The organism is Streptomyces cadmiisoli (assembly GCF_003261055.1).
GTDB lineage: Bacteria > Actinomycetota > Actinomycetes > Streptomycetales > Streptomycetaceae > Streptomyces > Streptomyces cadmiisoli.
The window spans coordinates 3563207-3586294 of record NZ_CP030073.1; the positions used below are offsets into that span (position 1 = coordinate 3563207).

Below are 23088 nucleotides of genomic sequence, written 5' to 3' on the forward strand. Positions count from 1 at the left end.
CATAGTACTGGCGTGAGCAAGCGACTGACCTGCGATGTCATGGTCGTCGGAGCCGGGATGGTGGGCGCCGCCTGCGCGCTGTACGCGGCTCGTGCGGGCCTGGACACCGTGGTGGTGGACCGTGGTCCGGTGGCGGGCGGCACCACTGGCGCGGGCGAGGGCAATCTGCTCGTCTCCGACAAGGCGCCGGGTCCCGAGCTGGACCTCGCCCTGCTGTCCGGCCGCCTGTGGACCGAGCTGGCGCGGGAGGCCGGGGACACGGTCGAGTACGAGCCGAAGGGCGGCGTCGTGGTCGCCGAATCGCCCGAAGGGCTCGCCGCGCTGGAGGAGTTCGCGGCCGGGCAGCGGGCCGCCGGTGTCGACGCCGAGAGCGTCCCGGCGGACCGGCTGGGCGAGCTGGAGCCGTACCTGGCGCCCGGGCCGGCCGGCGGTGTGCACTATCCGCAGGACGCCCAGGTGATGCCGGCCCTGGCGGCGGCACACCTCGTCCGCCTCTCGGGCGCGCGGGTCGAGACCGGCCGCACGGTCACCGGCGTGCTGCGCGCCGCCGACGGATCGGTGCGCGGCGTGCGCACGGACCGGGGCGACCTGCACGCGCCGTACGTGGTGAACGCGGCCGGTACCTGGAGCGGCGAGGTGGCTGCGCTGGCCGGGGTGCACCTGCCCGTCCTCCCCCGGCGCGGCTTCGTCCTGGTCACCGAACCCCTGCCGCGCCGGATCCGGCACAAGGTGTACGCCGCGGACTACGTGGCCGACGTCGCCAGCGATTCGGCGGCCCTGCAGACCTCGCCGGTGGTCGAGGGCACCGCCGCCGGGCCGGTGCTGATCGGCGCCAGCCGGGAACGGCTCGGCTTCGACCGCACCTTCTCGCTGCCGGTGGTGCGGGCCCTCGCGGCGGGCGCGACCCGCCTGTTCCCGTTCCTGGAGGACGTACGGGTGCTGCGGTCGTATCTGGGCTTCCGCCCGTATCTGCCGGACCATCTGCCCGCCGTGGGGCCCGACCCCAGGGTGCCGGGGCTGTACCACGCCTGCGGGCACGAGGGCGCGGGCATCGGGCTGGCGACCGGCACCGGCCATCTGATCGCGCAGGCGCTGGGCGGGAAGTCCCCGGAGCTGGACCTGACGCCGTTTCGCCCCGACCGCTTCCCGGAGGCCTCGTGAATCCGCTGCGCCTGGTCCGGGCACGCCCGGACGCCCCGTTCACCGTCACGTTCGACGGCCGGGAGATCCCCGCGCTGCCCGGCCGGACCGTCGCCGCCGTGCTCTGGGCGGCGGGCATCACCTCCTGGCGCACCACCCGGACGTCGGGCAGCCCGCGCGGGGTCTTCTGCGGGATCGGGGTCTGCCACGACTGCCTGGTCACCGTCGACGGCCGCCCCAACCAGCGGGCCTGCCTCGTCCCGGCCGTGCCCGGCGCCGACATCCGTACGCAGGAGGGCACCGGTCATGACGCGTGAACCGGCGGGCCTCGCCGTGGTCGGCGCCGGACCGGCCGGCCTCGCGGCCGCCGTGGCCGCCGCCGGGCTCGGGGTGCGCGTGGTCCTGCTCGACGCCGCCCCGGGGCCGGGCGGGCAGTTCTACCGGCAGCCCGCTGCCGGCCTCGGGGCACGCCGCCCCGGGGCGCTGCACCACCAGTGGCGCACCTGGCGGCGGCTGCGCGCCGCGCTCGACACGCTCGTCGACCGCGGACGCGTCACCTGCCTGACGGAACATCATGTGTGGGCCGTGGAGCGGGAGGCGGACGGCCTCACCGTGCACGCGCTGCTCGGGCCGGAGCAGGACCGGTCCGTCGCGGTGCGCGCCGCGTCCGTGCTGCTCGCCACCGGCGGGTACGAGAAGGTGCTGCCGTTCCCCGGCTGGACGCTGCCGGGGGTGCTCACCGCGGGCGGGGCGCAGGCCATGCTGAAGGGCGGGCTCGTCCTGCCCGGCCGCCGCGCGGTCGTGGCCGGCACCGGACCGCTGCTGCTGCCGGTGGCCACCGGGCTGGCCGGGGCGGGCGCCGCGGTCGTCGCGCTCGTCGAGTCCGCCGGTCCGAAAGACTTCGTCCGCCGCTCCCGCGCCCTGGCCGCCGAGCCCGCCAAGCTCGCCGAGGGCGCCGGGTACGCGGCCGGACTCGTGCGCCACCGGATCCCGTTCAGGGGCCGCCACACCGTCGTCGAGGCGCACGGCGGGGACCGGCTGGAGGCCGTGACCGTGGCCGCCCTCGACGCCGAGGGACGCCCGAGGGCGGGCACCCTGCGGCGGCTGGCCTGCGACACGCTGGCGGTGAGCCACGGCATGCTGCCGCACACCGACCTCGCCGAGACGCTGGGCTGCCGGCTCGACGGGCCGGACGTGCACGTCGACGACGAACAGCGCACCGACGTGCCCGGCGTGTGGGCCGCCGGGGAGGCCACCGGAATCGGCGGAGCCGCCCTCGCGCTCGCCGAGGGCCACATCGCCGGACACTCCGTCGCGGCCCGGCTGGCCGGTACGGCACCCGACCCGGACGCCTGGGCCGGGGCCGCTCGGGTCCGCACCCGGCTGCGCGCGTTCTTCGCGGCCCTGGACGGTGTCTACGCCCCGCCCCGGCAGTGGCCCGAGCTGGTCACCGACGACACGGTCGCCTGCCGCTGCGAGGACGTCACCGCGGGGGCCGTGCGCTCGGCCGTGCGCGATCTCGGTGCCGGTGATCTGCGCACCGTGAAGCTGCTGACCCGGGCCGGGATGGGCTGGTGCCAGGGGCGGATCTGCGCCCCCGGGGTCGCCGGCGTCGCCGGGTGCGACCTCACCCCGACCCGCCGTCCGATCGCCCGGCCGGTGCCGCTCGGCGTACTCGCGACCCCGCCGGACCGGCCCGACGCACCAGGGCACCCCGAGGCACCCGACCGGCACGACGAGCACGACCAGATCGACCCGCCCGACCCGACTCCTTCGAAGGGGCTTTCATGACCGTTCCGTACGAGCGTCCCTGGCGCGGTGTTCTCGTCGCCACCGCGCTTCCGCTGCGCGACGACCTCTCCGTCGACCACGGCCGGTACGCCGAGCACTGCGCCTGGCTGGTGGAGAACGGCTGCGACGGCGTCGTGCCCAACGGCTCCCTCGGCGAGTACCAGGTCCTCACCCCCGAGGAGCGGGCCCGGGTCGTCGAGACCGCGGTCGCGGCGGTCGGCGGTGACCGCGTGATGCCCGGCGTCGCCGCGTACGGGTCGGCGGAAGCCCGGCGCTGGGCCGAGCAGGCGCGGGACGCCGGCTGCGGGGCCGTCATGCTGCTGCCGCCCAACGCCTACCGCGCCGACGAGCGCTCCGTGCTCGCCCACTACGCCGAGGTCGCGCGGGCGGGCGTGCCCGTCGTGGCGTACAACAACCCCATCGACACCAAGGTCGACCTGGTCCCCGAACTGCTGGCGAAGCTGCACGGCGAGGGTCACGTCCAGGCCGTGAAGGAGTTCTCCGGCGACGTCCGCCGCGCCTACCGGATCGCCGAACTCGCCCCCGACCTCGACCTGCTGGTCGGCGCCGACGACGTACTGCTGGAACTGGCCGTCGCCGGCGCCAAGGGCTGGATCGCCGGGTACCCGAACGCCCTGCCGGGGGCGAGCGTGCGGCTGTACCGGGCGGCCGTCGACGGCGACCTGGCCACGGCCCGGAAACTGTACGAGCAGCTCCACCCGCTGCTGCGCTGGGACTCGCAGGTCGAGTTCGTCCAGGCCATCAAGCTCTCCATGGACGTCGTCGGACGGTACGGCGGTCCCTGCCGGCCGCCGCGCGTGCCGCTGCTGCCCGGGCAGCGGGACGAGGTGCGGGCCGCCACCGAGCGGGCCGTGGCCGCGGGACTCGGCTGAGGAAGGCGGAGCCATGCGCAGCAGACTCGTACTCCACGCCGTCGACTCGCACACCGAGGGCATGCCGACCCGGGTGATCACCGGCGGCGTGGGCACCATCCCCGGCGCGACCATGAACGAGCGGCGGCTGTACTTCCGCGACCACCGCGACGACATCAAGCAGTTGCTGATGAACGAGCCGCGCGGCCACTCCGCCATGAGCGGGGCGATCCTCCAGCCGCCCACCCGGCCGGACTGCGACTGGGGCGTGGTCTACATCGAGGTCTCCGGCTGTCTGCCGATGTGCGGACACGGCACCATCGGGGTGGCCACGGTCCTCGTCGAGACCGGCATGGTCGAGGTGACCGAGCCGGTCACCACCATCCGGCTCGACACTCCGGCGGGCCCGGTGGTCGCCGAGGTCGCCGTCGAGAACGGCGCGGCCCGCGACGTGACCCTGCGGAACGTGCCGTCCTTCAGCGTCGCCCTGGACCGCCGGGCGACCCTGGCGGACGGGCGGACGGTGACCTACGACCTGGCCTACGGCGGCAACTTCTACGCCATCCTGCCGCTCGCGGAGTTCGGGCTGCCCTTCGACCGCGCCCGCAAGGACGACATCCTGCGGGCGGGCCTCTCGCTGATGGACGCCGTCAACGCGAAGGAGGAGCCGGTCCACCCGGAGGACCCGTCGATCCGCGGACTGCACCATGTCCACCTGATCGCGCCCGGCTCCACCGCGCGCCGCTCCCGCCACGCGATGGCCATCCACCCGGGCTGGTTCGACCGCTCGCCCTGCGGCACGGGAACCAGTGCGCGGATGGCGCAGCTGCACGCGCGGGGCGAACTGCCGCTGCACACGGAGTTCGTCAACGAGTCCTTCATCGGCACCCGGTTCACGGGCCGGCTGCTGGGCACGACGGAGGTCGCCGGGGTGCCCGCCGTGCTGCCGAGCTTCACGGGCCGGGCGTGGATCACGGGCACGGCGCAGTACCTGCTCGATCCGGACGACCCCTTCCCCGCCGGGTTCGTCCTGTGAAGGGATACTGGCGGCACGTGACATAGCACAGTCAGGAGACGACACACCATGCCCGCGCACGCGCCCAGCCTGCCCACGCTGGGCGGTAAGAAGAGCAGCTACCGCGAGCGGGTCGCGGACGCGCTGCGCGCCGCGCTGATCGCCGGTGAGCTGCGCACCGGCGAGGTGTACTCGGCGCCCGCGCTCGCCGCCCGGTTCGGGGTGTCCGCCACCCCGGTGCGCGAGGCGATGCTGGACCTCGCCAAGGAGGGCCTGGTCGACGCCGTCCCGAACAAGGGCTTCCGGGTCACGGCCGTCTCGGAGCGGCAGCTCGACGAGTACACCCACATCCGCGCGCTGGTCGAGATCCCCACGACGGCCGCGCTGGCCCGCACCGCCGACCCGGTGGCGCTGCGGGCGCTGCGCCCGGTCGCGCAGGAGATCGTGACGGCGGCGGCGGCCGGCGACCTGATCGCGTACGTCGAAGCGGACACCCGGTTCCATCTGGGCCTGCTCGCCCTGGCGGGCAACGCCCACCTCGTCGAGGTGGTGCGCGACCTGCGCGGCCGCGCCCGCCTCTACGGGCTGACCAAGCTCGTGGAGGAGGGCCGGCTCCGGGCGTCGGCGGAGGAGCACCTGGAGCTGCTGGACGCGCTGCTGGCCCGCGACGAGGACGCCGTACGAGCCGTCATGACCCGCCATCTCGGCCATGTCCGCGGCCTGTGGGCGGCCCCCGGGCCGGACGGCGGCGGACACTCGTGAGGTGACCCGGGCCCCGTCGGGATCAGCCGTCCCGGAACGGGAATAGGGCCCGGCGCGCGACACGCTCTTGCTCACGGAGGTACGACAACGATGACGACGACTGCCGACGACGGCGACCAGAGCTACCGCATCGAGCACGATTCCATGGGGGAGGTACGGGTCCCCGCGGACGCCAAGTGGCGGGCCCAGACCCAGCGCGCGGTGGAGAACTTCCCCATCTCCGGACAGCGCCTGGAGCGGGCGCACATCGAGGCACTGGCCCGGATCAAGGGCGCCGCCGCGAAGGTGAACGCACGGCTCGGGGTGCTCGACAAGGACATCGCCGAGGCGATCCAGGAGGCCGCGGCCGAGGTCGCGGAGGGCCGGTGGGACGCGCACTTCCCCGTCGACGTCTTCCAGACCGGGTCCGGGACCTCGTCCAACATGAACACCAACGAGGTCATCGCCACCCTCGCCACCGAGCGGCTCGGCCGGGCCGTCCACCCCAACGACCACGTCAACGCCTCGCAGTCGTCCAACGACGTCTTCCCGTCGTCCCTGCACATCGCCGCGACCGCGGCCGTCACCCGCGATCTGGTGCCCGCGCTGGAGCACCTGGCGGCGTCGCTGACCCGTAAGTCGCAGGAGTTCGCCGATGTCGTGAAATCGGGCCGCACGCACCTGATGGACGCCACGCCCGTCACCCTGGGCCAGGAGTTCGGCGGATACGCCGCCCAGGTGCGGTACGGCGTCGAGCGGCTGCGGTCCTCCCTGCCGCGGCTCGCGGAACTGCCGCTGGGCGGCACCGCGGTCGGCACCGGGATCAACACCCCGCCCGGCTTCTCCGCCGCCGTCATCGAGGAGGTGGCCCGCGCCACCGGGCTGCCGCTCACCGAGGCGCGCGACCACTTCGAGGCGCAGGGCGCCCGGGACGCGATCGTGGAGACCAGCGGGCAGCTGCGGACCATCGCCGTGGGGCTGACGAAGATCTCCAACGATCTCCGGTGGATGGCCTCGGGGCCGCGCACCGGGCTCGCCGAGATCGCGCTGCCCGACCTCCAGCCCGGCTCGTCGATCATGCCCGGCAAGGTCAACCCGGTCATTCCGGAGGCGGTCCTGATGGTCGCCGCGCAGGTCACCGGCAACGACGCGACGGTCGCCTGGGCGGGCGCGTCGGGCAACTTCGAGCTGAACGTGATGCTCCCGGTGCTGGCGAAGAACGTCCTGGAGTCCGTCCGGCTGCTGTCCACCGCCACGCGGCTGCTCGCCGACCGGACCGTCGACGGCATCACCGCCGACCGGGAGCGGGCCCGCGAGTACGCCGAGTCGTCGCCGTCCGTGGTCACCCCGCTCAACAAGTACATCGGGTACGAGGAGGCGGCGAAGGTCGCCAAGAAGTCGCTGGCCGAGCGCAAGACGATCCGTCAGGTCGTCCTGGAGGGCGGCTACGTGGAGCGGGGCGACCTGACCGTCGAGCAGCTCGACGAGGCGCTGGACGTGCTGCGGATGACACATCCGTAACGAGTCGTTCCGGTACATGACCGGCGCGTGAACCGTGGCACGCGCCGCAGCGTCGTATGCCTGTGACACCTAATATCTGTGCATGGCGGACGACGGAGCGGTGAGACGCGTGGAAGCGGGCGGAGCTACGGCCTTCTGGGCGCCCGGGAGCCAGATCCTGTGGCGGTACCGGGAGAACGCCGGGAACCGCTTCCACATCGCGCGCCCGGTCACCGTCGTCCGGCACGATCCGGACCTGCTGGCCGTCTGGATGGCACCGGGCACCGAATGCGTCAAGCCGGTGCTCGCCGACGGCACGCCGGTGCACATGGAGCCGCTCCGGTCGCGCTACACCAAGCCGCGGGCCGTGCAGCGCGACCGCTGGTTCGGCACGGGTGTGCTGAAGCTGGCGCAGCCCGGCCTGCCCTGGTCGGTGTGGCTGTTCTGGGAGCCGGGCTGGCGGTTCAAGAACTGGTACGTCAATCTTGAGGAGCCCCTCGCGCGTTGGGACGGCGGCGTGGACTCCGAGGATCACTTTCTCGACATCTCCGTCGACCCCGACGGCAGTTGGTACTGGCGGGACGAGGACGAGTTCGCGCAGGCCCAGCGGGACGGGTTGATGGACGCCCGCTCGGCCGCGCGGGTCAGAGCGGCGGGAGAGTCCGCGGTGGAGGTGATCCGGGCCTGGGGTACGCCGTTCTCGGACGGATGGGAGGACTGGCGTCCCGATCCGTCCTGGTCCGTCCCGTTGCTGCCGGACGACTGGGATCGTACGCCCGCGCATGTGTCCTCATGAGACCCTTGATGCGCCCCGGGGCGAGAAACGTAGGATCGTCCTCCGCAACCGAGAACAACCAGGGCCGGTGTGCGGCACCGTCGTTGAGGAGTGGTGGCAGGTGGCAAGGTGGGAGCGCGGCCACAACTCCCGGAGCACGCACAATGCCTGATCACATGTCACCGAGGGGCGGCAGGACGTGAGCGAGGGGTACGAGGGCAACACCCGGGCGGTTCCCGGTCGGTCCGCCGACAGCACGGGAACGGCCTCTGACCACGCGGGAAATCCGTTCCTGGGGCATGTATTCCGGGTATCGGGACTCCTGCGGGACGAACTGCACGCCCCGGACGGATGGATGCGACACGCGTGACGGAGCAGCCGACCTCCTTCGAGCGCCCCCAGACGGGCGTCAACCCCGCGGACCCCCGCGGGGCGCTCCTGCGTACCCCGGCGGCACCCGAGCCGCACGCCGGTACGACCGCGTTACCCGCACAGGCCCGCGGCACCGGTGAGACGCCCTCGGCGACCTCGGTGACGCCCGGCGCCGGCGCCGGCCCCGAGCATTCCCAGCCGGCCACCGCCGAGACCGACACCCACCGCCCGCGCCCCGCCCCGGAGGCCATCCCGGCGCAGCCCGGCCTCGACCAGGAGCGCTCGGTGCACGGCCCCGGCGGTCAGGAGCGCCGTTCCGGGCAGGTCACCGCGCCGGGCCGGCCCACGCCGATGCGCCGGGACGGGGACCGGCTGCGGTTCGTGGGCGCCGCGACCCGGCGGATCGCCCGCGGTATCGACCTCGACGAGATCGTCATGGGGCTGTGCCGGGCGACGGTGCCGACGTTCTCGGACGCCATCCTGGTCTATCTGCGCGACCCGCTGCCGGTGGGCGACGAGCGGCCGACCGGTCCCGTCGTGCTGCGGCTGCGCCGCACCGACCGGATCCCGGAGGAGCGGGACACCGAGAACGGCTTCATGCCGGTGTTCCAGCCGGAGCCGTCGGAGCTGTCCACGCTGACCGCCGAGCTGTGCGAGGTGCGTCCCGGTGGCGCGCTCTCGGAGGTGCTGCGCGGGGTGCGGCCGGTGTTCGCCGACGCGCCCGCCGCCCGGGCCGCGCTGCCCGAGCTGCTCGGGGACGACGGCGAGGCGCTCGTCCCGAACGGCCAGCGGGCGATCCTCGCCCCGCTGCGCGGCCGCCGCCGGGTGATCGGCGCCGCGGTGTTCCTGCGCCGCCCGGAGCGGATCCCGTTCGAGGCGGACGACCTGCTGGTCGCCGCCCAGCTCGCCACGCACAGCGCGCTCGGCATCGACAAGGCCGTGCTGTACGGGCGTGAGGCGTACATCGCGGACGAGCTCCAGCGCACCATGCTGCCCGAGACCCTGCCGCAGCCGACGGGTGTGCGGCTGGCCTCGCGTTATCTGCCGGCCGCCGAGACCGCGCGGGTCGGCGGCGACTGGTACGACGCCATCCCGCTGCCCGGCAGCCGGGTCGCCCTCGTCGTCGGTGACGTGATGGGCCACTCCATGACGTCCGCCGCGATCATGGGCCAGCTGCGCACCACCGCGCAGACCCTGGCCGGGCTCGACCTGCCGCCGCAGGAGGTGCTGCACCACCTCGACGAGCAGGCCCAGCGCCTGGGCACCGACCGCATGGCGACCTGCCTGTACGCGGTGTACGACCCGGTCTCGCACCGGATCACCGTGGCCAACGCCGGGCATCCCCCGCCGGTCCTGCTGCACCTGGGCGGCCGGGCCGAGGTGCTGCGGGTTCCCGCGGGCGCCCCGATCGGGGTCGGCGGCGTGGACTTCGAGGCCGTGGAGCTGGACGCGCCGGCCGGGGCGACGCTGCTGCTGTACACGGACGGACTCGTCGAGTCCCGGCTGCGGGACGTGTGGACCGGCATAGAGCAGCTGCGCGAGAAGCTCGCCGCGACCGCGCAGCTCACCGGACCCGACCATCCGCCGCCGCTCGAAGCGCTGTGCGACGAGGTGCTCGACATGCTCGGGCCGGGCGACCGGGACGACGACATCGCGCTGCTCGCCGCCCGCTTCGACGGGATCGCCCCGAGCGACGTGGCGTACTGGTTCCTGGAGCCGGAGGAGATGGCTCCGGGCAAGGCGCGGCGGCTGGTGCGGCGGGCGCTCGCCCGCTGGGAGCTGGAGGACCTCACCGACTCGGTGGAGCTGCTGGTCAGCGAGGTCGTGACGAACGCCGTGCGCTATGCGTCACGGCCGATCACGCTGCGTCTGCTGCGCACGGACGTCCTGCGCTGCGAGGTCGGCGACGACGTGCCGCAGCTGCCGCGGCTGCGGCAGGCGCGCGCCACGGACGAGGGCGGACGCGGGCTGTACCTGGTGAACCGACTGGCCCGACGGTGGGGCGCGACCCGGCTGAGCACGGGAAAGGTGGTCTGGTTCGAGCTCAATCAGGGGTGAGCGGGGCGGCCTCGGCGGTACGCGCCGGCGGGCGCGCCGCCCGCTCGGCGCACCGCGGGTGACCGCGCGGCCACACCGAGAATCGAACCGGACTTGGACCCCGTCCAAATGTTGCCGACCTTGCGTCGTGGGAGTTGACTGCTGGGAGTGAGCGAAGCGACCTGACCGACCCCCTCATGCACGACGGGAGGACGCTCGTGACGCAGGCACCCCAGCAGGTTCCTTACACCACGTCCAACGCGGGCATCCCGGTGGAGAGCGACGAGCATTCGCTCACCGTGGGTTCCACCGGCCCGATTCTGCTCCAGGACCACTACCTCATCGAGAAGATGGCCCAGTTCAACCGGGAACGGGTCCCGGAGCGCGTGGTGCACGCCAAGGGCAGTGGCGCGTACGGATTCTTCGAAGTCACCAATGACGTCAGCCAGTTCACCAAGGCCGACCTGTTCCAGCCGGGGAAGCGCACCGACATGCTGGCGCGCTTCTCGACCGTGGCGGGCGAACTCGGCTCCCCCGACACCTGGCGCGATCCGCGCGGTTTCGCGCTGAAGTTCTACACGGAACACGGCAACTACGACCTGGTCGGCAACAACACGCCGGTCTTCTTCGTCCGTGATCCGCAGAAGTTCCAGGACTTCATCCGCTCCCAGAAGCGCCGCCCGGACAACGGGCTGCGCGACAACAACATGCAGTGGGACTTCTGGACCCTCTCCCCCGAGTCCGCGCACATGGTGACGTGGCTCATGGGCGACCGGGGCGTACCGAAGACGTACCGCCATATGAACGGGTACTCCTCCCACACCTACATGTGGGTCAACGGCGGCGGTGAGAAGTTCTGGGTCAAGTACCACATCAAGACCGATCAGGGCATCGACTTCCTCGGCCAGGAGGAGGCCGACCACCTCGCGGGAGCGGACGCCGACGTCCACCGGCGTGATCTGTTCCAGGCGATCGAGCGCGGCGAGCACCCGTCCTGGACGGTGTACGTGCAGGTGATGCCGTTCGAGGACGCCCCGGACTACCGGTTCAACCCGTTCGACCTGACCAAGGTGTGGCCGCACGGCGACTACCCGCTCATCGAGGTCGGCCGGATGACGCTGAACGCGAACCCCGAGGACTACTTCGTCCACATCGAGCAGTCCGCGTTCGAGCCGTCCAACATGGTGCCGGGCATCGGCCCGTCGCCGGACAAGATGCTGCTCGGCCGGCTGTTCTCCTACCCGGACACCCACCGGTACCGCATCGGACCGAACTACACGCAGCTGCCGCCGAACCGGCCCCGCTCGCAGGTGAACTCCTACGCGAAGGACGGGCCGATGCGCTACGAGCCCGCCAACGTCGCCGCCCCGTACGCCCCGAACTCGTACGGCGGGCCCGCCGCGGACGTCGGCCGGTTCGGGGACGTCGCCGGATGGCAGACCGCGGGTGAGATGGTGCGCGAGGCCTACCGGCTGCACCGTGAGGACGACGACTTCGGCCAGCCCGGGACCATGGTCCGCAGTGTGCTCGACGACGCGCAGCGCGACCGGCTCGTGTCCAATGTCAGCGGTCACCTGAAGAACGGGGTGACCCGGCCCGTCGTCGACCGGGCCCTCCAGTACTGGCGGAACATCGACAAGGAGATCGGCGACCGGATCGCGCACAACGTCAACGGCGGGTAGGCGCGGCGCGGACACCGCGAAGGGCGCCCGGCTCACCGCCGGGCGCCCTTCGCGTGCCTGCGCTACTGCTGATCCCCGTCGTCGAGCGGGGGGTCCTCCGTTTCGCCCGGGTCACCCGGCTCCGACGTGTTGCTGCCGGACGGCGACGGGGGCGGCGGCTCCGGGTCCGACTCGCTCGGCGACGGCGGCGGCGACTCCGGGTCCGACTCGCTCGGCGACGGCGGCGGCGACTCCGGGTCCGACTCGCTCGGCGACGGCGGCGGCGACTGCGGATCCGACGTGCTCGGCGACGGCGGCGGCCTGACGCCCGCGCCCTGGTCGGTGTCCAGATCGAACTTGGTGACCTTGCCCATCACCCCGAAGGTGTACTCGGCCCAGATCATGGCCGGGAAGCCGCCGCCGTTGACGCGCTCCTCGCCGCCGGCGCCGTACATCGGGACCTGCTTGTGCGGGGGCTTGTCGTCCTCGCCGAACAGTCCGATCGAGGTGACCAGGCCGGGCGTGTATCCGGTGAACCAGGCCGACTTGTTGTCGTCGGAGGTGCCGGTCTTGCCCGCCACCTGCTGGCCGTCGCGTGCCGGGTTCTCGCGCACCGAGGTCCGCGCCGTACCGTCGTCGACCACGCCGGTGAGCACCGAGGTGACCGTGTCGGCGGCCTCCCGGCTGATCACCTGGTCGCCGATCGGGTCGGGGAACTCGACGGCGGTGTCCTTGTGCTCGGCCGACGCCACGATCGACGGGGTGACCTTCTTGCCGTGGTTGTCGAGGGTGGCGTAGATCCCGGCCATCTCCAGCGCGCTGGCGCCCATGGAGCCCAGGGTCTGGGCCGGTACGGCCTGCATCCCCTCGGTGTCCATGCCGAGCGCGCCGGCCACCTCCATCACCTTCGCCATGCCGACGTCGGTGCCCATCTGCGCGAACACGGAGTTGACGGACTTGTTCATGGCCGTCTGCACGGTGACGTCGCCGTAGTCGACGTCGTCCTCGTTCGGAGGGGCGAAGCCGACCTTCCGGCCGTCGTCGACGACCGGGCGCCTGCTGTCGCCGTCGTAGATCGTGTCGGCCGCGATCGGTGTGCCGTCCTGGGTCTCCGCGCCCTCGTCCACGGCCGCGGCAAGGATCACCGGCTTGAAGGTCGAGGCCGGCTGGTAGTCACGGCGGGTGGCGTTGTTGGTGAAGTGCTTGACGTAGTCGATGCCGCCGTACATCGCGAGGACCTCGCCGGTCTTCGGGTCGAGGGAGACACCGCCGGCCTGCACATCGGCGTCGACCTTCCGCTCGCCCTTGTCCAGCTTGCCGGTGAGCTGGTTCTTGACCGACTTCTCGAGCTGGGCCTGCTTCTTCCGGTCGATGTTGACGGTGATGGTCCAGCCGCCGCGGTCGATCTTGGCCAGCGCGTCGTCGGTGTCCTCCGCCGCGCCCTGCGCGACGAGCTGCCGGGCCAGCTGGCGGTTGGCCGCCTCCACGATGTAGCCGGTCTGGCCCTGCATGCCCGGGGCGCCCTGCGGTTCCTTCGGCACCGGGAACTTCATCCCGCCGCGCTCGCCGGAGTCCAGCCAGCGCTGCTCGACCATGTTGTCCAGGACGTAGTTCCAGCGCTGCTCGACCAGCCGCTTGCTGGTGTCGGAGGCGACCGCCCAGTCGTACTGGCTCGGCGCCTGGAGCAGCGCGGCGAGGTAGGCGCCCTGCTCGACGGAGAGGTCGCCGGCGTCGACCCGGTAGTAGGCCTGGGCGGCGGCCTGGATGCCGTAGGCGCCGCGGCCGTAGTAGCTGGTGTTGATGTACCCCGCGAGGATGTCGTCCTTGGACTTCTCGCGGTCCACCTTCAGGGAGATCACCAGCTCCTTGAGCTTGCGGGTGACCGTCTGTTCCTGGGTGAGGTAGTAGTTCTTGACGTACTGCTGGGTGATCGTCGAGCCGCCCTGCTTGCCCTTGCCCGACAGGGTGTTGAGCAGTCCGCGGGCCGTGCCCTTGAGGTCGACGCCGGAGTCGCTGTAGAAGGACTTGTTCTCGGCGGCGACGAAGGTCCGCTGGACCTCCTTGGGGACCTGGGACAGGTCGACGACCTCGCGGTTGACCTCGCCCTTGCGGGTCAGGGTCCTGCCGTCGGTGTACTTGTAGACGTTGCTCTGCTCCTGGGCGAGGGCGTTGCCCTTCGGGATGTCTATGACCAGGTACAGGACGATGAAGCCGCCGATGCCGAGCAGCGCGAGTCCGAGGAACGATCCGAGGATCTTCTTCCAGGTGAACAGCGCGCGTATACCGCTCTTGCCGGAGCCCGCCGCGCGCGACGAGCGGCGGGTTTTGGGCGCCGCGCGGCGGCCACCGCGCTGTCGCGCTCGTCTCTCTTCCGCTCGTCCCATGGGTCCGCTCGCTCCGCTTCCTTCTCGGGTGTCACACACAGTCGTGGTTCGGGTCGGCTCAGAAAGCTAACACCGCTGTATATGAGCAAGTCCTCTCGATCCGGCTCTTTCCGGACGTGACAAACAGCACCTGTCTCAACGGAACCGACGTTCGAGAGACGGTTGAGGTTGCCGCAACGGGGTAAAGTGCTATCACTTTGCTAGGATGGCGATATGCCGACGCGGGGCACGGCTCCGCGGTCACAGAACGGGGGAACCACCTATGTCCACGCACGACACGGCGCCCGTCGCCGACATTCCCGAGATGCCGGCACCCCGCGTGCGCGAGTTCACGGCGCGCAGCATCGGCGGCGGGCTCGCCCTGCTCCTGGGCCTGATCGGACTGCTCGGCGGGATCGGCATGGTCGTCGCCGCCACGACGGTCTCCGCGGCCGGCGCCAAGGCCGCGCTGATAGTGCTCGGCATTCTGATCGGTGTCTGCGCCTTCGTCGCGATGTGCGGACTGAACATGGTGGCGCCGGGCGAGGCCCGCGTCGTCCAGCTGTTCGGGCGCTACCGGGGCACGATCCGGCAGGACGGCCTGCGCTGGGTGAACCCGCTCACCTCCCGCACCAAGATCTCCACCCGGGTGCGCAACCACGAGACCCCGGTCCTGAAGGTCAACGACGCCTACGGCAATCCGATCGAGCTGGCCGCGGTCGTGGTCTGGCGGGTCGCGGACACCGCGCAGGCCACCTTCGAGGTGGACGACTACATCGAGTTCGTCTCCACGCAGACCGAGGCGGCGGTCCGGCACATCGCCATCGAGTACCCGTACGACGCGCACGACGAGGACGGGCTGTCGCTGCGCGGGAACGCCGAGGAGATCACCGAGAAGCTCGCCGTCGAACTGCACGCGCGGGTGGAGGCCGCCGGGGTCCAGATCATCGAGTCCCGCTTCACCCACCTCGCCTACGCCCCCGAGATCGCCTCGGCGATGCTCCAGCGGCAGCAGGCCGGGGCGGTCGTCGCGGCGCGGCGGCAGATCGTGGACGGAGCGGTCGGCATGGTCGAGGCGGCGCTCGCCCGTATCGCCGAGGAGGACATCGTGGTGCTCGACGACGAGCGGAAGGCGGCGATGGTGTCCAACCTGATGGTGGTGCTGTGCGGTGACCGGGCCGCGCAGCCGGTCCTCAACACCGGGACGCTCTACCAGTGACGGATCCCGCCGAGGAGGCCACTCCGCAGCGGCGGCCGCAGCAGCGCAAGCAGGTGCTGCTGCGGCTGGATCCGCTGGTCCATGACGCACTCGCGCGCTGGGCGTCCGACGAACTGCGCTCGGCCAACGCGCAGATCGAGTTCCTGCTGCGGCGGGCCCTCGCGGAGGCGGGCCGGCTGCCCGGCGGGACGGCCCCCCTGCCGCGCCGCGGCCGCCCGCCCGGCGGTCAGCCCGGCGGTCAGCCTCCGCGGCAGTAGCAGAACCGTGACAATCACCGCTGACCAGCGCTGAACGGTGCCGGGGACGACCTTCCCATGATCTACACACTGGCTGTATACGTACGGCGTATACACGGTGTGTAGAGTGCTCGCCATGTCCATCGGTCACACTCTCCTGGGGCTCCTGGAATCCGGCCCCCGCCACGGCTACGACCTCAAGCGCGCCTTCGACGAACGCTTCGGCCAGGACCGGCCGCTGCACTACGGCCAGGTCTACTCCACGATGTCCCGCCTGCTGAAGAACGGCCTCGTCGAGGTCGACGGCATCGAGCCCGGCGGCGGCCCCGAGCGCAAGCGGTACGCCATCACCGACGCCGGCATCACCGACGTCGCACGCTGGCTCGCCACACCCGAGAAGCCCGAGCCGTACCTCCAGTCGACCCTCTACACCAAGGTCGTCCTCGCGCTGCTCACCCGCCGCGACGCCGCCGAGATCCTCGACTCCCAGCGCTCCGAACACCTGCGCCTGATGCGGATCCTCACCGACCGCAAACGCAAGGGCGACCTGGCGGACCAGCTGATCTGCGACCACGCCCTGTTCCACCTCGAAGCCGACCTGCGCTGGCTGGAACTGACCGCCGCGCGCCTCGACAAACTCGCCCAGGCGGTGGCCAAGTGACCTCTCCCCACGGCTCTCTGCTCACCGCCGAAGCCCTCCGCAAGGCCTACGGCCCCACCCTCGCGCTCGACGGCGCCGACTTCTCCATCCACCCCGGCGAGGTCGTCGCCGTGATGGGCCCCTCCGGCTCCGGCAAGTCCACGCTCCTGCACTGCCTGGCCGGCATCGTCACCCCCGACGAGGGCTCCATCCGCTACGACGGCCGGGAGATGGCCGCCATGAGCGACGCCCGGCGCAGCGCGCTGCGACGCTCGGAGTTCGGGTTCGTCTTCCAGTTCGGCCAGCTCGTGCCCGAACTGACCTGCGTGGAGAACGTCGCCCTGCCGCTGCGCCTGAACGGCACCGGCCGCAAGGACGCCGAACGCACCGCGCTGACCTGGATGCAGCGCCTGGAGGTCGACGACCTGGCCAAGAAGCGGCCCGGCGAGGTCTCCGGCGGCCAGGGCCAGCGCGTCGCCGTGGCACGGGCCCTGGTCACCGGCCCCCGCGTGCTGTTCGCCGACGAGCCGACCGGCGCACTGGACTCCCTCAACGGCGAACGCGTGATGGAACTGCTCACGGACGCCGCGCGATCGACCAACGCCGCCGTCGTCCTGGTCACCCACGAAGCACGCGTCGCCGCCTACTCCGACCGCGAGGTCGTCGTACGGGACGGCAAGTCCAGGGACATGGAGCGCGTCGTATGAGGCTCCGTCAGTGGTCCAGGGACCTGGCGATGGGCGTCGGGTTCGCGTTCTCCGGCCGGGGCGGCTGGGTGCGCGCGGTCCTCACGGGGGTCGGTGTAGGGCTCGGGGTGGCGCTGCTGCTGCTCACCACCGCGCTGCCGAACGCGCTGGAGGCCCGGCACGACCGCGAGCAGTCCCGCACGGACTTCTCGGTCCTGTCGTTCGGCGAGAACGCGATACCGAAGTCCGACGCCACCCTGCTGATCGCCGACGTCGGCACCACCTACCACGACAGGGACGTCCGCGGTCGCGCGCTGGAGCCGGAGGGGCCGCGGGCGCCGCTGCCGCCCGGCGTCGACAAGTTCCCGGCCGTCGGCGAGATGGTCGTCTCCCCCGCCCTGAAGAGGCTGCTGGAGTCGGCCGACGGCAAGCTCCTGCGGGAGCGGCTGCCGGACCGGATCGTCGGCACCATCGACGAGCCCGGCCTGATCGGCTCCCGGGAGCTGGCCTTCTACCGGGGCACCGAAGGGCTCGCGGCCCAGCTGGACACCGGCCCGGTGGACCGCCTCGAGCGGTTCGGCGACCCGAACCCGACGTCGGACCCCTGGGATCCCGTACTCACCCTGCTGCTCCTGGTCGTCTTCGTGGTGCTGCTGATGCCCGTCGGCGTCTTCGTCGCCGCGGCGGTGCGGTTCGGCGGCGAGGGACGCGACCGGCGCCTCGCGGCGCTGAGGCTGGTCGGCTCCGACAGCCACATGACCCGCCGGGTCGCGGCGGGCGAGGCGCTCGCCGGGTCCGTGCTCGGCCTGCTCCTCGGGACCGGCTTCTTCCTGGCCGGACGGGAGATCGCGGGCTCCGCCGAGCTGTTCGGCGTCAGCGTCTTCCCCAGCTACCTCAACCCCTCCCCGGTGCTCGCCGTACTGGTCGCGGTCACGGTCCCGGCGGCGGCCGTCCTGGTGACCCTGTTCGCCCTGCGCGGGGTGGTCATCGAACCGCTCGGCGTGGTGCGCACGAGCAAGCCGAGCCGGCGCCGGCTGTGGTGGCGGCTGCTGCTGCCGCTGGCGGGCCTCGCGATGCTCGCCCCGATGATCGGGCAGGGCAACGAGTCCGGGCAGTTCAACCAGTACCTGGTCGTCGGCGGCGTGATGCTGCTGCTGGTCGGCGTCACGGCACTGCTGCCCTGGATCGTCGAGACGGTCGTGGGCCGCATCGGCGGCGGCTCGGTCTCCTGGCAGCTGGCCGTGCGCAGGCTCCAGTTGAGCAGCGGCACGGCGGCCCGCACGGTCAACGGCATCGCGGTGGCGGTGGCCGGCGCGATCGCGTTGCAGATGCTGTTCTCCGGAGTGGAGAGCGACTTCACCAAGAACAACTCCTACGACCTCACCCGGGCGCAGATGCAGGTGCCCGTGCCCGAGGGCCTGCCGCTCGCGTCGGCCGCGGCGGAGTTCCGGAAGACCGAGGGCGTGCGCAATGTCTACGCCTACTCGGAGGGCTACGCGAGCGACCGGCCGGTCGATCCCGAGATCGGCGCCTCGGTGACCGTCGGCGACTGCGCGGTGCTGCGCGAACTGGCGAAGCTGCCGTCGTGCCGCGACGGTGACGTGTTCGCGCTGACGGGTGTGGAATGGGACGTCGACGGCATCCGACTGGCGAAGAAGGGCGGGACGCTGTACTTCGACCCGTCGTTCGAGGGCGAGTCCCCGGGCCTGGAGGCGGCCTGGACCCTGCCGGCCGTGAAGCGGGCCGAAGCCCTGCCGGGCCTGACGGGCGAGAAGCGCGCGGGATTCCTCGCCACTCCGAAGGCGATGCCGGACAAGGCCATGGAGACGTTCTCGGGCCAGCTCTACCTCGGGACCGACAAGACGGTGCCCGACGTGTATGAGCAGGTGCGCAACACGGCAGCCGCCGTGCACCCGTTCGCCGATCCCATGACATTGCGGGGCACCGAACGCGTCGGGCGCTACGACTCCATCCGCACCGGCCTGTTCGCCGGCGCGGCCTGTGTCCTCGCGCTGATCGGCGCCAGCCTGCTGGTCTCCCAGCTGGAGCAGCTGCGCGAGCGCAGGAAGCTGCTGTCGGCCCTGGTCGCCTTCGGCACCCGGCGCCGCACGCTGAGCCTGTCGGTGCTGTGGCAGACGGCGATCCCGATCGTCCTCGGTCTCGCGCTCGCCGCGGTCGTCGGCCTGACCCTGGGCGCGGTGCTGCTGAAGATGACCAGCACCTCGGTGACCGTGGACTGGGCGAGCGTACTGGCCATGACGGGCATCGGCGGGGGCGTCGTCCTCCTGGTGACGCTGCTCAGCCTGCCGCCGCTGCTGCGGCTGATGCGGCCGGAGGGCCTGCGCACGGAGTGATCCGGCCGGCGCCGTCCACGACCCGTACGGGCAGCGGCCGCAGTGCCTCGCGCAGTGCGGCCGCCAGCTCCTCGTACTCGGCCTCGCGGGCGGCGCCGGTACGCATGGCGAGGGCGATCCGGCGGGTCGGGACGGGTTCGGCGAAGGTGCCGGTGAGGAGCCGGCTGCTGCGGCTGGTCTCGACCCGCACGGCGGTGCGCGGCAGCAGGGTGCAGCCCAGCCCGCCCGCGACCAGCTGCACGAGGGTGGACAGCCCGGCGGCCGTGGTGGCGACAGGGGCGTTCGCGCGGCCCGCCTCCCGGCAGATGTCGAGGGCCTGGTCGCGCAGGCAGTGCCCTTCGTCGAGCAGCAGCAGGTTGAGTTCGCGCAGCGCCTCCCGCGCGATGCCCTCCCGTCCGCCCAGCTCGTGCTCCATCGGCGTGACCAGCACGAAGTCCTCGTCGAACAACGGGAGTTCGGTCACCCCGGGCACCCCGAGCGGCACGGCGAGCAGCAGCAGGTCCAGCCGCCCCGAGGCGAGGCCGTCCAGCAGGGTGGCGGTCTGCTCCTCGTGCACCTGGAGGTCGAGGTCGGGGTAGCGGTCGTGGACCAGCCGCAGCACGGTCGGCAGGAGGTACGGCGCGACCGTCGGGATCACTCCCAGCCGCAGCGCCCCGGTGAACGGTGCCCGGACCGCCTCGGCCTCCTCCAGGAGCGCGCCGACCTCGTTCAGTACCGCCTTCGCGCGGACCGACAGCCGCTCACCGGCGGGCGAGAGCAGCACCTTGCGGGTCGTCCGCTCCAGGAGCGTGACGCCGAGGGCCTCCTCCAGGGCGGAGACGGCGCCGGACAGGGCGGGCTGGCTCATGCCGATCGCGGCGGCGGCGTCACGGAAGTGCAGATGGTCGGCCACGGCGGCGAAGGCGCGCAACTGGGCGAGACTCGGCTGCTTCCTCTTGCTCGTATTACTGACGGTCACTGATAGCTGCCTCCGATCAACCCGACCGAGTGTAGCTATTTCCCGAATCAATGCTCGTTGTGCCACCATCGCGAGCGTCCAACCTTTTGGGAAACGCCCACAGAACGGGCCTTTCCTCGCTGCAAGGAGAGTTAGTGCTCACTGTCGGTGACAAGTTCCCCGAGTTCGAACTGACCGCCTGCGTCTCGCTGGAGAAGGGCAAGGAGTTCGAGGAGATCAACCACAAGACCTACGAGGGCAAGTGGAAGGTGATCTTCGCTTGGCCCAAGGACTTCACCTTCGTGTGCCCGACCGAGATCGCCGCCTTCGGCAAGCTGAACGACGAGTTCGCCGACCGCGACGCCCAGGTCCTCGGCTTCTCCGGTGACTCCGAGTTCGTGCACCACGCCTGGCGCAAGGACCACGACGACCTGCGCGACCTGCCGTTCCCGATGATGGCCGACTCCAAGCACGAGCTGATGCGCGACCTCGGCATCGAGGGCGAGGACGGCTTCGCCAAGCGCGCCGTGTTCATCGTCGACCAGAACAACGAGATCCAGTTCTCGATGGTGACCGCGGGTTCGGTCGGCCGTAACCCCAAGGAGGTCCTGCGGGTCCTCGACGCGCTCCAGACGGACGAGCTGTGCCCGTGCAACTGGACCAAGGGCGAGGACACCCTCGACCCGGTCAAGCTGCTGGCCGGTGAGTGACTGACATGTCCCTCGACTCCCTGAAGTCCTCGATCCCGGACTACGCCAAGGACCTGAAGCTCAACCTGGGTTCGGTCATCGGCAACTCCGACCTGCCCGCACAGCAGCTGTGGGGCACGGTGCTGGCGACCGCCATCGCCTCCCGTTCCCCGATCGTGCTGCGCGAGCTGGAGCCCGAGGCGAAGGCGAACCTCACGCCGGAGGCGTACACCGCGGCCAAGTCCGCGGCGGCCGTCATGGCGATGAACAACGTCTTCTACCGCACCCGCCACCTGCTCTCCGACCACGAGTACGGCACCCTGCGCGCCGGCCTGCGGATGAACGTCATCGGCAACCCCGGTGTCGACAAGGTCGACTTCGAGCTGTGGTCCTTCGCCGTCTCCGCCATCAACGGCTGCGGCATGTGCCTCGACTCGCACGAGCAGGTGCTGCGCAAGGCCGGTGTCGACCGCGAGGTGATCCAGGAGGCCTTCAAGATCGCCTCCGTGATCCAGGCGATCGGCGTCACCCTGGACGCCGAGGCGGTCCTCGCGCAGTAGCGCCGGCCCGTCCACGCGTCGGGGCCCCGTCCACCTCCACGGTGGGCGGGGCCCCTTCGGTCGTGCTCAGGTCCGCCCGGATCGCTCAGGGCGCCGGGTCGGCGGGCGGGACGGGCGTGGTGGGGGCGACGGAGGACGCCGTGGCGCCCCGTGGCTGCGGGGACTGCCGCAGGGCTGCCTCACGGGAGTGCGCCCGCAGATAGCCGACCACCGTGTTGGTCACGGCCACCAGCGGTACGGCCACCACCGCACCGCCGATCCCGGCCACCAGTCCGCCGGCCGCCACCGACAGCACCACCGCCAGCGGATGCACCCGTACCGCCCGCCCCAGGATGAACGGTTGCAGGATGTGCCCCTCGATCTGCTGCACCGCGAGCACCACGACCAGCGTCATGACGGCGGTGAACACGCCCTGCGTCACCAGCGCGACCACCACGGCCAGCGCTCCCGACACCACCGCACCCACCAGCGGGACGAAGGCACCGAGGAAGATGAACACGGCGAGCGGTACGGCCATCGGGACGTCCAGGAAGTAGATCCCCAGGCCGATGAAGATCGCGTCGATCATCGCCACTATCACCGTGCCGCGCACATAGGCGGTCAACGTCTGCCAGGCCCTCGGTCCGGCCCCGGCGACCCCCGGCCGGGCGGCGGCCGGCACCAGCTTCAGCGTCCACTCCCAGATGCGGCGGCCGTCGTAGAGGAGGAACAGCGTCGAGAAGACCGCGAGCAGGATCCCCGTCAGCGCCTCGACGATGACCGTGACACCCTCGAGTCCCGCGGACGTGATCTGGTCGGTGTTCGCCCCGACCGCGTCGCGCAGGTTCTCGGCGATGTCGTTGATCTGCTTGTCGGTGACGTGGAAGGGGCTGTCCAGCAGCCAACGGCGCAACTCGTCGATGCCGTCCTGGACCTGGTCGGAGACATTGCCGATGTTCTCCATGACCTGCCAGGTCACGAACCATCCGATCAGCCCCATGACGACGAAGCCGAGGATCGCGGTGAGCACGGTGGCCGGTCCGCGCGGCACCCCGTACCGCCGCAGCCGGGCCACGGTCGGTTGCAGCAGCGCGGTGATCAGCAGTGCTCCGACGAAGGCGAGCACGACGAGTTGAACGGCGCTGATGACCCGCATCAGCACCCATACCGTGCCGGCGAGCACCAGCAGCCGCCAGCCGGCCTCGGCGGCGACCCGCACCCCCCAGGGCACGGCCTGCGCCGGATCGGGCCGGACCACCACCGGTACGGACTCGGTGCCGTGGGCGGGAGGCGTCGTCCCGGTGTCGGCGGGCGGCTCGGGCTCGGGAAGCTCGGCGCGCGCCTGCTCCGCCTGGGCCCGTCGTTCCTCCCAGCGCTTGCTCAGCTCGGCGGCCCCGGTGCCGAGTCGACCGAGCCACCCTGGCACTCGCGACATGATCCGTCCCTTTCCCCCGTCCGTCCCCACCACTCCCCCTGGCGTCGTCCCGTCAGACCGTACATGGCCGAAGCCCCTCACCGAAG

The 23088-nt window shown here is 71.8% G+C and carries 20 protein-coding genes; 17 read left to right on the forward strand and 3 right to left on the reverse strand.

The features are described from left to right. Positions 1-12 precede the first annotated feature (12 nt). The 10 genes from DN051_RS15025 to DN051_RS15070 all read left to right on the forward strand — a co-directional run bounded on the left by DN051_RS15025 (position 13) and on the right by DN051_RS15070 (position 11925). On the forward strand, positions 13-1161 hold the full coding sequence (locus DN051_RS15025; protein WP_112438883.1) for an NAD(P)/FAD-dependent oxidoreductase: 1149 nt from the start codon (positions 13-15) through the stop codon (positions 1159-1161). Beyond that, positions 1158-1457, forward strand: a complete 300-nt coding sequence (locus DN051_RS15030; RefSeq protein WP_053758733.1) for a (2Fe-2S)-binding protein — start codon at positions 1158-1160, stop codon at positions 1455-1457. The genes DN051_RS15025 and DN051_RS15030 overlap by 4 nt, the downstream gene beginning before the upstream one ends. Beyond that, on the forward strand, positions 1447-2931 hold the full coding sequence (locus tag DN051_RS15035) for an FAD-dependent oxidoreductase (protein WP_112438884.1): 1485 nt from the start codon (positions 1447-1449) through the stop codon (positions 2929-2931). Before DN051_RS15030 ends, DN051_RS15035 begins: the two co-directional genes overlap by 11 nt. After that, positions 2928-3824: a dihydrodipicolinate synthase family protein gene (locus DN051_RS15040; protein WP_053758734.1), complete on the forward strand. Its 897-nt coding sequence runs from the start codon at positions 2928-2930 to the stop codon at positions 3822-3824. Before DN051_RS15035 ends, DN051_RS15040 begins: the two co-directional genes overlap by 4 nt. Positions 3825-3837: 13 nt before the next feature. Beyond that, complete coding sequence (locus DN051_RS15045) at positions 3838-4839, forward strand: proline racemase family protein (RefSeq protein ID WP_053758735.1); 1002 nt, start codon at positions 3838-3840, stop codon at positions 4837-4839. 48 nt (positions 4840-4887) lie between these two features. Beyond that, complete coding sequence (locus tag DN051_RS15050; protein ID WP_053758736.1) at positions 4888-5580, forward strand: GntR family transcriptional regulator; 693 nt, start codon at positions 4888-4890, stop codon at positions 5578-5580. 90 nt (positions 5581-5670) lie between these two features. After that, positions 5671-7080 (forward strand): class II fumarate hydratase, encoded by a 1410-nt coding sequence (locus tag DN051_RS15055; protein ID WP_053758737.1) that lies wholly within the window; start codon positions 5671-5673, stop codon positions 7078-7080. 82 nt (positions 7081-7162) lie between these two features. Next, positions 7163-7855 (forward strand): cytidylyl-2-hydroxypropylphosphonate hydrolase, encoded by a 693-nt coding sequence (gene fomD / locus DN051_RS15060; RefSeq protein ID WP_199314933.1) that lies wholly within the window; start codon positions 7163-7165, stop codon positions 7853-7855. 330 nt (positions 7856-8185) lie between these two features. Then, complete coding sequence (locus DN051_RS15065; protein WP_199314934.1) at positions 8186-10264, forward strand: ATP-binding SpoIIE family protein phosphatase; 2079 nt, start codon at positions 8186-8188, stop codon at positions 10262-10264. A gap of 176 nt (positions 10265-10440) precedes the next feature. Beyond that, positions 10441-11925: a catalase gene (locus tag DN051_RS15070; protein ID WP_206751799.1), complete on the forward strand. Its 1485-nt coding sequence runs from the start codon at positions 10441-10443 to the stop codon at positions 11923-11925. 62 nt (positions 11926-11987) lie between these two features. On the opposite strand, the gene DN051_RS15075 is transcribed toward DN051_RS15070, so the two are convergent. Then, a complete protein-coding gene (locus DN051_RS15075) occupies positions 11988-14288 on the reverse strand; it encodes a transglycosylase domain-containing protein (RefSeq protein WP_112438887.1) in 2301 nt (766 codons plus the stop codon). 262 nt (positions 14289-14550) lie between these two features. Between DN051_RS15075 and DN051_RS15080 the strand changes: the two genes are divergently transcribed. The 5 genes from DN051_RS15080 (at position 14551) to DN051_RS15100 (ending at position 19402) form a co-directional block, all read left to right on the forward strand. Then, the gene (locus tag DN051_RS15080) at positions 14551-15486 is read left to right on the forward strand and encodes an SPFH domain-containing protein (RefSeq protein ID WP_112438888.1); all 936 of its coding nucleotides are present in this window, start codon (positions 14551-14553) and stop codon (positions 15484-15486) included. After that, entirely contained in the window at positions 15483-15743 is a 261-nt protein-coding gene (locus tag DN051_RS15085; RefSeq protein WP_053758742.1) for a type II toxin-antitoxin system antitoxin, read from the forward strand. The genes DN051_RS15080 and DN051_RS15085 overlap by 4 nt, the downstream gene beginning before the upstream one ends. Positions 15744-15858: 115 nt before the next feature. After that, entirely contained in the window at positions 15859-16383 is a 525-nt protein-coding gene (locus DN051_RS15090; RefSeq protein ID WP_053758771.1) for a PadR family transcriptional regulator, read from the forward strand. Further along, the gene (locus tag DN051_RS15095; protein WP_112438889.1) at positions 16380-17069 is read left to right on the forward strand and encodes an ABC transporter ATP-binding protein; all 690 of its coding nucleotides are present in this window, start codon (positions 16380-16382) and stop codon (positions 17067-17069) included. The genes DN051_RS15090 and DN051_RS15095 overlap by 4 nt, the downstream gene beginning before the upstream one ends. After that, complete coding sequence (locus DN051_RS15100; RefSeq protein ID WP_112438890.1) at positions 17066-19402, forward strand: ABC transporter permease; 2337 nt, start codon at positions 17066-17068, stop codon at positions 19400-19402. Before DN051_RS15095 ends, DN051_RS15100 begins: the two co-directional genes overlap by 4 nt. On the opposite strand, the gene DN051_RS15105 is transcribed toward DN051_RS15100, so the two are convergent. Next, positions 19347-20360, reverse strand: coding sequence for a LysR substrate-binding domain-containing protein (locus tag DN051_RS15105; RefSeq protein ID WP_234388766.1), 1014 nt, complete (start codon positions 20358-20360; stop codon positions 19347-19349). The two genes, DN051_RS15100 and DN051_RS15105, sit on opposite strands and share 56 nt — an antisense overlap. 134 nt (positions 20361-20494) lie before the next feature. Between DN051_RS15105 and DN051_RS15110 the strand changes: the two genes are divergently transcribed. Both DN051_RS15110 and DN051_RS15115 read left to right on the forward strand, forming a co-directional pair. Further along, on the forward strand, positions 20495-21049 hold the full coding sequence (locus DN051_RS15110) for a peroxiredoxin (protein ID WP_053758745.1): 555 nt from the start codon (positions 20495-20497) through the stop codon (positions 21047-21049). 5 nt (positions 21050-21054) lie between these two features. Continuing rightward, a complete protein-coding gene (locus DN051_RS15115) occupies positions 21055-21588 on the forward strand; it encodes an alkyl hydroperoxide reductase (protein WP_053758746.1) in 534 nt (177 codons plus the stop codon). A gap of 85 nt (positions 21589-21673) precedes the next feature. Here the strand turns inward: DN051_RS15115 and DN051_RS15120 are convergent, their stop codons facing one another. Continuing rightward, positions 21674-23002, reverse strand: a complete 1329-nt coding sequence (locus DN051_RS15120) for an AI-2E family transporter (protein WP_053758747.1) — start codon at positions 23000-23002, stop codon at positions 21674-21676. Between the last annotated feature and the right edge of the window lie 86 nt (positions 23003-23088).

Excerpts from the sequence above, each read along its gene's own strand:
- DN051_RS15035 (WP_112438884.1), top strand. The coding sequence starts at position 1,447 with ATGACGCGTGAACCGGCGGGCCTCGCCGTGGTCGGCGCCGGACCGGCC.
- fomD (WP_199314933.1), top strand. The coding sequence starts at position 7,163 with ATGGCGGACGACGGAGCGGTGAGACGCGTGGAAGCGGGCGGAGCTACG.
- DN051_RS15090 (WP_053758771.1), top strand. The coding sequence starts at position 15,859 with ATGTCCATCGGTCACACTCTCCTGGGGCTCCTGGAATCCGGCCCCCGC.
- DN051_RS15070 (WP_206751799.1), top strand. The coding sequence starts at position 10,441 with ATGCACGACGGGAGGACGCTCGTGACGCAGGCACCCCAGCAGGTTCCT.
- DN051_RS15065 (WP_199314934.1), top strand. The coding sequence starts at position 8,186 with ATGGATGCGACACGCGTGACGGAGCAGCCGACCTCCTTCGAGCGCCCC.
- DN051_RS15100 (WP_112438890.1), top strand. The coding sequence starts at position 17,066 with ATGAGGCTCCGTCAGTGGTCCAGGGACCTGGCGATGGGCGTCGGGTTC.
- DN051_RS15080 (WP_112438888.1), top strand. The coding sequence starts at position 14,551 with ATGTCCACGCACGACACGGCGCCCGTCGCCGACATTCCCGAGATGCCG.
- DN051_RS15055 (WP_053758737.1), top strand. The coding sequence starts at position 5,671 with ATGACGACGACTGCCGACGACGGCGACCAGAGCTACCGCATCGAGCAC.
- DN051_RS15050 (WP_053758736.1), top strand. The coding sequence starts at position 4,888 with ATGCCCGCGCACGCGCCCAGCCTGCCCACGCTGGGCGGTAAGAAGAGC.
- DN051_RS15075 (WP_112438887.1), bottom strand. The coding sequence starts at position 14,288 with ATGGGACGAGCGGAAGAGAGACGAGCGCGACAGCGCGGTGGCCGCCGC.
- DN051_RS15045 (WP_053758735.1), top strand. The coding sequence starts at position 3,838 with ATGCGCAGCAGACTCGTACTCCACGCCGTCGACTCGCACACCGAGGGC.
- DN051_RS15115 (WP_053758746.1), top strand. The coding sequence starts at position 21,055 with ATGTCCCTCGACTCCCTGAAGTCCTCGATCCCGGACTACGCCAAGGAC.
- DN051_RS15120 (WP_053758747.1), bottom strand. The coding sequence starts at position 23,002 with ATGTCGCGAGTGCCAGGGTGGCTCGGTCGACTCGGCACCGGGGCCGCC.
- DN051_RS15040 (WP_053758734.1), top strand. The coding sequence starts at position 2,928 with ATGACCGTTCCGTACGAGCGTCCCTGGCGCGGTGTTCTCGTCGCCACC.